Source organism: Rhizobacter sp., assembly GCF_031412075.1.
Classification (GTDB): Bacteria; Pseudomonadota; Gammaproteobacteria; order Burkholderiales; family Burkholderiaceae_C; genus Rhizobacter.
Genome location: NZ_JANOCG010000221.1, coordinates 1 through 5,701, shown reverse-complemented (window position 1 = coordinate 5,701; position 5,701 = coordinate 1). Strand labels below are relative to the sequence as shown.

The window sequence follows — 5,701 nt, the reverse complement described above, 5'->3', positions numbered from 1 at the left end:
TCGATGGTCAGGAAGTTCGGGCCTTCGCGGAAGCAATCAACGGGACAGACGTCCACGCAGTCGGTGTATTTGCAGCGGATGCAGGCTTCGGTGACGACGTGGGTCATGGCTCTTGCTTTGAAGAAGTGACGGATGAGGGGGCTTCACCGGCAGGCGAAGCCTCGTATTTTAGAGGCTTCAGGGTTTCCACCGGGGCAGTGCACGCCCTGTGAATGGGGGTGTTCAGCGCGCGCGCTCCGGCACCCACGGTGACGATGGTCGGCCGCCCGGCGTGCAGCAGGCCCGCTTGTGCCAAATCCTGCACGCTGTGGTCGCTGTGCAAGGCATCGGGCCAACCCGCGCGAGACACTACGCTCACCGGCGTTTTCGCCGGCCAGCCCGCATCGGTGAGCTGTCGTGACAGTGCTGCGAGCTGCTTGCCGGCCATGTAGAAAACTTCGGTGTCGGCGGTGCGCGTGGCGTGCATATCGCCACTGCGCGTCATCGCGGTGGCGAGGCTGATGCTGCGGCCGCTGCCACGTCGCGTGAGCGGGCGTTGGCTGCTGGCGGCCGCGGCGATGGCGGCGGTGACGCCGGGCACCACTTCGCAATCAATGCCTTCGCCCGCGAGCGCTTCGAGTTCTTCTTCCAGGCGACCAAACACGCTGGGGTCACCCCCCTTGAGGCGCACCACCGTGTTGACCTCGCGGGCGTACTTCAGGAGCAGGGCGTTGATCGTGGCCTGCCCGGTGCTGTCGCAGAAGCCGCGCTTGCCCACGTCGACCCAGCGTGCATTCGGTGCCAGATCTTGCAGCGCGGGGTCGGTGAGTGCGTCGAACAACACGACGTTGGCCTGGGCAAGCAGCCGCGCGCCGCGCACGGTGATCAGGTCGGCGGCCCCGGGGCCAGCTCCGATGAAGATCACCCTGCTCATGATCAGGCCGCGCCCTTCACGAGCAGCGCGCCACTGGTGCGGTTGCTCGCAGGGTCGACAATGATCAGTGAGCCGCCGACGCGGTTGGACGCAAATGGCTCCACCGGCAACGCCTGCTGCGTCTCGATGATCACGTGGCCGATCTCGTTGACGTTGAGTTGGTTGGCGTCGATCGCTTCGAGCGTGTGGATGTCGAGCCGGCTTTCGATGCTGGCGATGCGCGCCTGCACCCAGCGGTTGCCGTGGCGCACCCAGTACTTGCGGCCGACGACGGCGGGCTCGGTGTCCAGCCAGGCGAGCGTGGCCGAGAAGCGCTGCGCTTCATGGATGGTTTGCGGTGTGGAAATCCAGTCGCCGCGCGACACGTCGAGCTGGCGGTCGAGCACCACGCCGGCCGATTGACCGGCTTCGACCACGTCGACCACTTCACTGGCGAGCCGCACTTCGGCCACGGTGGCGGTCTGGCCGCTCGGGAAGATCTGCACCTGGTCGCCGGCCTTCACACGCCCGTGGGCGATGCGGCCGTAGAGCGTGCGCGGCTGGTTGCCGGTGCCTTCGCCTTCGCGGCTCACGTACTGCACGGGGATCAGCAGGTCGCCGTCCTTGCGCTCTTGCAGTGCGGGCAGTGATTCGAGCATTTGCAACAGCGAGGGGCCGTTGTACCAGGTGGCGTCGAGCGGCTGCGTGACGTTGTCCCCGCGCAAGGCCGAGACTGGGATGATGCCGGCGACTTCAATGCCGGCCTGCTCTGCAAACGCGCGCAGGGCCACGCTCACGGCTTCGAAGGCCTGGGCCGGGTCGCTCACCGCGTCGAGCTTGTTGACGGCGAACACGATGCTCGGTACGCGCAGTAGGTGCGCCAGCAAGGCATGGCGGCGCGTTTGCGGCAACAGCGGCAGCGGCTTGGCATGCGTGTCGAGCTTGGTGATGTCGACCAGCACCACCGCGGCATCGCTGCCGGCCGCAGCCGTCACCATGTTGCGGGTGTACTGCTCATGGCCCGGCGCGTCGGCAATGATGAACTTGCGTTGCTTGGTGGCGAAGTAGCGGTAGGCCACGTCGATGGTGATGCCTTGCTCACGCTCGGCCTCCAGGCCGTCGGTGAGCAAAGACAGGTCGATGGGTGCGCCGGCGGCGCGCTTTTCCAGCGTGTCGAGCTGGTCGGCGAGGATGGCGCGGCTGTCGAACAGCAGGCGGCCGATCAGCGTGCTTTTGCCGTCGTCAACGCTGCCTGCGGTCAGGAAGCGCAGGGCGCGGTGGTCTTTGACTTGGGGTGCTGCGGCAGACATCAGAAATAGCCTTCTTTCTTGCGACGTTCCATGGAGGCGTCGGAGGTGCGGTCGTCCATGCGGGTGGCGCCCCGCTCGCTGACCGTGACCTTGAGGGTCTCGGCCACGATGTCGGTGGCGTTGAGCGCGGGGCTCTCCACCGGGCAGGTGCAGGTCATGTCGCCCACGGTGCGAAAGCGCACTTGGGCGGTTTCGATCTGCTCGTCGCCTTCGGGCGGTGTCACTTCAGTGAGCGGCACCAGCAGGCCCTTGCGGCGGATGACCTGGCGGTCGTGCGCAAAGTACAGGCTCGGCAGCGGGATCTCTTCGCGGGCGATGTACAGCCACACGTCGAGTTCGGTCCAGTTGCTGATCGGGAAGGCGCGCATGTGCTCGCCCGGCTTGATGCGGGTGTTGAACAGCGTCCACAGCTCGGGGCGCTGCTCCTTCGGCTGCCATTGGCCGAAGCTGTCGCGGTGGCTGAAGATGCGCTCCTTGGCACGGGCCTTTTCTTCATCGCGACGGGCGCCGCCCATCAGCACGTCGAAGCGGTGTTCTTCGATGGCTTCGAGCAGGGCCACGGTCTGGTGGCCGTTGCGCGACTCCAGCGGGTGCGACAGGCGCACGGTGCCGCGCTTGATGGAGTCTTCGAGGTGGCCCACAACCAGGCGCTCACCCATCTCGGCCACACGCCGATCACGGAACTCGATCACTTCGGGAAAGTTGTGGCCGGTGTCCACGTGCAGCAGCGGGAAGGGCAAGCGGCCCTTGAACTCGCCATCTTTGCCGCGCGTCTTGAAGGCTTTCTCAGCGAGGCGCAGGACGACGCAAGAATCCTTGCCGCCCGAGAACAGCAGGGCGGGGCGCTCGAAGGCGGCCACGGTTTCGCGCAGGATGAAGATGGCCTCTTCTTCCAGCCAATCGAGGTGGGTGTGGTCCAGCTCGGGGAGCAGTTGCTCCACGGTCAGGGGGGCGTTCATTTGCGGTCTCCGATCATTGATACAGCAGCGTCTTGTGTGTCATCAGCAGCGTCGTGAACATGCAGGCCACATTCCTTGGCCTTCTCGTCTTCCCACCACCAGCGGCCGGCGCGGAAGTCTTCGCCCACCGCGATGGCGCGGGTGCAGGGCTCGCAGCCGATGCTGGGCATGAACTGGTCGTGCAGCGGGTTGTAGGGCACTTCGTGGGCGGCGATGTAGTGCCAGACGTCGTTCCACGTCCAGTCGGCCAATGGGTTGAACTTGATGCGACCCTTGTCGTCGGGCTCGTTGAAAGGCACGTCGCCACGGTTGTTGCTCTGCTCGCGGCGCAGGCCGGTCACCCACGCGGTGCGCTGGGCCAGCATGCGCGACAGCGGCTCCAGCTTGCGAATGGCGCAGCAGCCCTTGCGCAGGTCGATGCTCTCGTACATCGCCTTTTCGCCATGGTTCTTCACGAAGTGGATCACGGCCTCGGCTTCGGGGCGGTAGACCTCGACGTTCAGGCCATAACGTTGTTCGATGCGCGGGATCAGTGCCGAGGTTTCTGCGTGCAGCCTGCCGGTCTCGAGCGTGCCGAGTGCGATACGGATCTGGTGGCGCGCGATCAGGTCGGTGATGACCATGTCTTCGGCGCCCAGGCTGGTGGATTGCACGACCGTACCGGCGTGCTCCGTCGCGGCCTGCTTCAGCACCGAGATGGCGTTCGCCACGCGGCTGTCGAACTGAGCCGTCTTGCGGGCGTACAGGGCAATGGCGCTCATATGGCCGACCCCGCCTGGTTGAAGGCTTCGGCGTCCGCGTATTCCTGCCCGGCGGGGCGGGCGAAGAGCGGGCGGCGCTCAGTCACGTCACCCTGGTAGTAGCCGGGGAAGAAACGCAATGCACGCTCGGCGGCGTCGAGCGATTGATCGGCCCGCATGGCGACCGCATCGAAGCCGGTGCGCTGGAGCAGCGTGACCATGTCGACCAGCACTTCGCCGGTGGCGCGCACTTCGCCGGTGTAGCGGTAGCGCGCGCGCAGCAGGTGGGCCTGGCTGTAAGCCCGGCCGTCGACCCACTTGGGGAAGTGCAACGACACGAGCGCGAGGCGCGGCAGGTCTTCGACCAGCTCTTCGATGTCGGCGTCGTTGGGGAAGAGCACGCCCACGGGCATGCCAGCCGGCCAGTGGTTGCGCACGCTGTTCCATTGCATGCGGGTCAGCAGGCTGTAGGGCGCGGGGGTCAGCGTGACCATCGGGCCGTCTTCGCCGTGGATGGTGTGCCAGGGGTCGTTGGTGGGGGCGATGAACTTCATGGCGTAGCTCCTCACTCGGCTTTGGCCGTGGCGCGGCGCTGGGCGTTGGCGGCGGTCTTGAACGGGTCGAGGCCGATGCGGTTGACGGTGTCGATGAAGCGCTCGCTCGCGGCAGTGCGCTGCGTGCGGTAGGTGTCGAGCACGGCTTCGATCACGTCGGCCACTTCTTCGGCGGCGAACGAGGGGCCGATCACCTTGCCGGGCGTGGAGGCGTGGCCGCTGATGGCCGAACCGTCGAGACCGCCGAGCGAGACCTGGTACCACTCCTTGCCGTCTTTATCCACACCGAGGATGCCGATGTGCCCGCTGTGATGGTGGCCGCAGGAGTTGATGCAGCCGCTGATGTGCAGGTCAATGTCACCGATGTCGTAGAGCTCGTCGATGTCGTCGAAACGCTCGGCGATCTCGGCCGCGATGGGGATGGAGCGGGCGTTGGCCAGCGCGCAGAAATCACCGCCCGGGCAGGCGATCATGTCGGTGAGCAGGCCGATGTTGGGCGTGGCAAAACTGGCGGCGCGGGCGGCCTCCCACAGCGCGAACAGGTCGCTTTCCTTGACCCAGGGCAGGACAAGGTTTTGGTCGTGCGAGACGCGCAGCTCGCCACTGCTGAAGGTGTCGGAGAGGTCGGCGGCCAACTCCATTTGCGTGTCGGTGGCATCACCCGGCGCCTGGCCCGTGCGCTTGAGCGAGAGCGTGACGGCGCGGTAACCGGCGATCTGGTGGGCGTGCACGTTGCGCTCGGTCCAGCGCTTGAACGCGTCGGGGGCATCGGCGGGCACGTGCAGTTTGCTGTTCTTGGAAGATTCGGCGATGGGCGCCACACCGCTAGGCAGTTTGAAGTTCGCCGCCACGCGGTCGAACTCGGCTTGCGTGAGGATGTGCGACGAGCCGTCGAGGTCGTGCTCGAGGATGTTCTTGTATTCCACGGCCACGGCGTCGACGAACTTCTGGCCTTCGGCTTTCACCAGGATCTTGATGCGCGCCTTGTACATGTTGTCGCGCCGGCCATAGCGGTTGTAGACGCGCACGATGGCTTCGATGAAGACGAGGATCTGCTGCCAGGGAAGGAATTCAGAGATCACCGTGCCGGTGGTCGGTGGCGGCATGGGCCGCACGCCGATCACCGGCACCGTCATCAACGAGTTCCTGCCGTGGCAGCAAATCCTCGTCTTCATCGAAGCCATCGTGCGCGTCTACAACCGCTACGGCCGGCGCGACAACTTGTACAAAGCGCGCATCAAGATCC

General features: G+C 65.9%; 5 protein-coding genes and 3 pseudogenes. 1 reads left to right on the top strand and 7 read right to left on the bottom strand.

The features are described from left to right. The 7 genes and pseudogenes from RMO40_RS07690 to RMO40_RS07660 all read right to left on the bottom strand — a co-directional run. A pseudogene (locus tag RMO40_RS07690) lies at positions 1-107 on the bottom strand (ferredoxin FdxA); the annotation flags it as partial. Continuing rightward, positions 104-913: a uroporphyrinogen-III C-methyltransferase gene (gene cobA / locus RMO40_RS07685; RefSeq protein WP_309718607.1), complete on the bottom strand. Its 810-nt coding sequence runs from the start codon at positions 911-913 to the stop codon at positions 104-106. The gene cobA and the pseudogene RMO40_RS07690, both read right to left, overlap by 4 nt. Positions 914-915: 2 nt before the next feature. After that, positions 916-2,202: a GTP-binding protein gene (locus tag RMO40_RS07680; RefSeq protein ID WP_309718604.1), complete on the bottom strand. Its 1,287-nt coding sequence runs from the start codon at positions 2,200-2,202 to the stop codon at positions 916-918. Continuing rightward, the gene (cysD, locus tag RMO40_RS07675) at positions 2,202-3,161 is read right to left on the bottom strand and encodes a sulfate adenylyltransferase subunit CysD (protein WP_309718601.1); all 960 of its coding nucleotides are present in this window, start codon (positions 3,159-3,161) and stop codon (positions 2,202-2,204) included. Before cysD ends, RMO40_RS07680 begins: the two co-directional genes overlap by 1 nt. After that, complete coding sequence (locus RMO40_RS07670) at positions 3,158-3,922, bottom strand: phosphoadenylyl-sulfate reductase (RefSeq protein WP_309718597.1); 765 nt, start codon at positions 3,920-3,922, stop codon at positions 3,158-3,160. Before RMO40_RS07670 ends, cysD begins: the two co-directional genes overlap by 4 nt. Continuing rightward, positions 3,919-4,455 (bottom strand): DUF934 domain-containing protein, encoded by a 537-nt coding sequence (locus RMO40_RS07665; protein ID WP_309718595.1) that lies wholly within the window; start codon positions 4,453-4,455, stop codon positions 3,919-3,921. Before RMO40_RS07665 ends, RMO40_RS07670 begins: the two co-directional genes overlap by 4 nt. Before the next feature lie 11 nt (positions 4,456-4,466). Further along, positions 4,467-5,552: pseudogene (locus tag RMO40_RS07660) on the bottom strand (nitrite/sulfite reductase); the annotation flags it as partial. Between RMO40_RS07660 and RMO40_RS07655 the strand changes: the two are divergent. Beyond that, positions 5,545-5,701: pseudogene (locus RMO40_RS07655) on the top strand (hypothetical protein); the annotation flags it as partial. The pseudogenes RMO40_RS07660 and RMO40_RS07655 sit on opposite strands and share 8 nt — an antisense overlap.

Coding starts and splice junctions, on each gene's coding strand:
- RMO40_RS07670 (WP_309718597.1), bottom strand. CDS start 3,922: ATGAGCGCCATTGCCCTGTACGCCCGCAAGACGGCTCAGTTCGACAGC.
- RMO40_RS07680 (WP_309718604.1), bottom strand. CDS start 2,202: ATGTCTGCCGCAGCACCCCAAGTCAAAGACCACCGCGCCCTGCGCTTC.
- cobA (WP_309718607.1), bottom strand. CDS start 913: ATGAGCAGGGTGATCTTCATCGGAGCTGGCCCCGGGGCCGCCGACCTG.
- cysD (WP_309718601.1), bottom strand. CDS start 3,161: ATGAACGCCCCCCTGACCGTGGAGCAACTGCTCCCCGAGCTGGACCAC.
- RMO40_RS07665 (WP_309718595.1), bottom strand. CDS start 4,455: ATGAAGTTCATCGCCCCCACCAACGACCCCTGGCACACCATCCACGGC.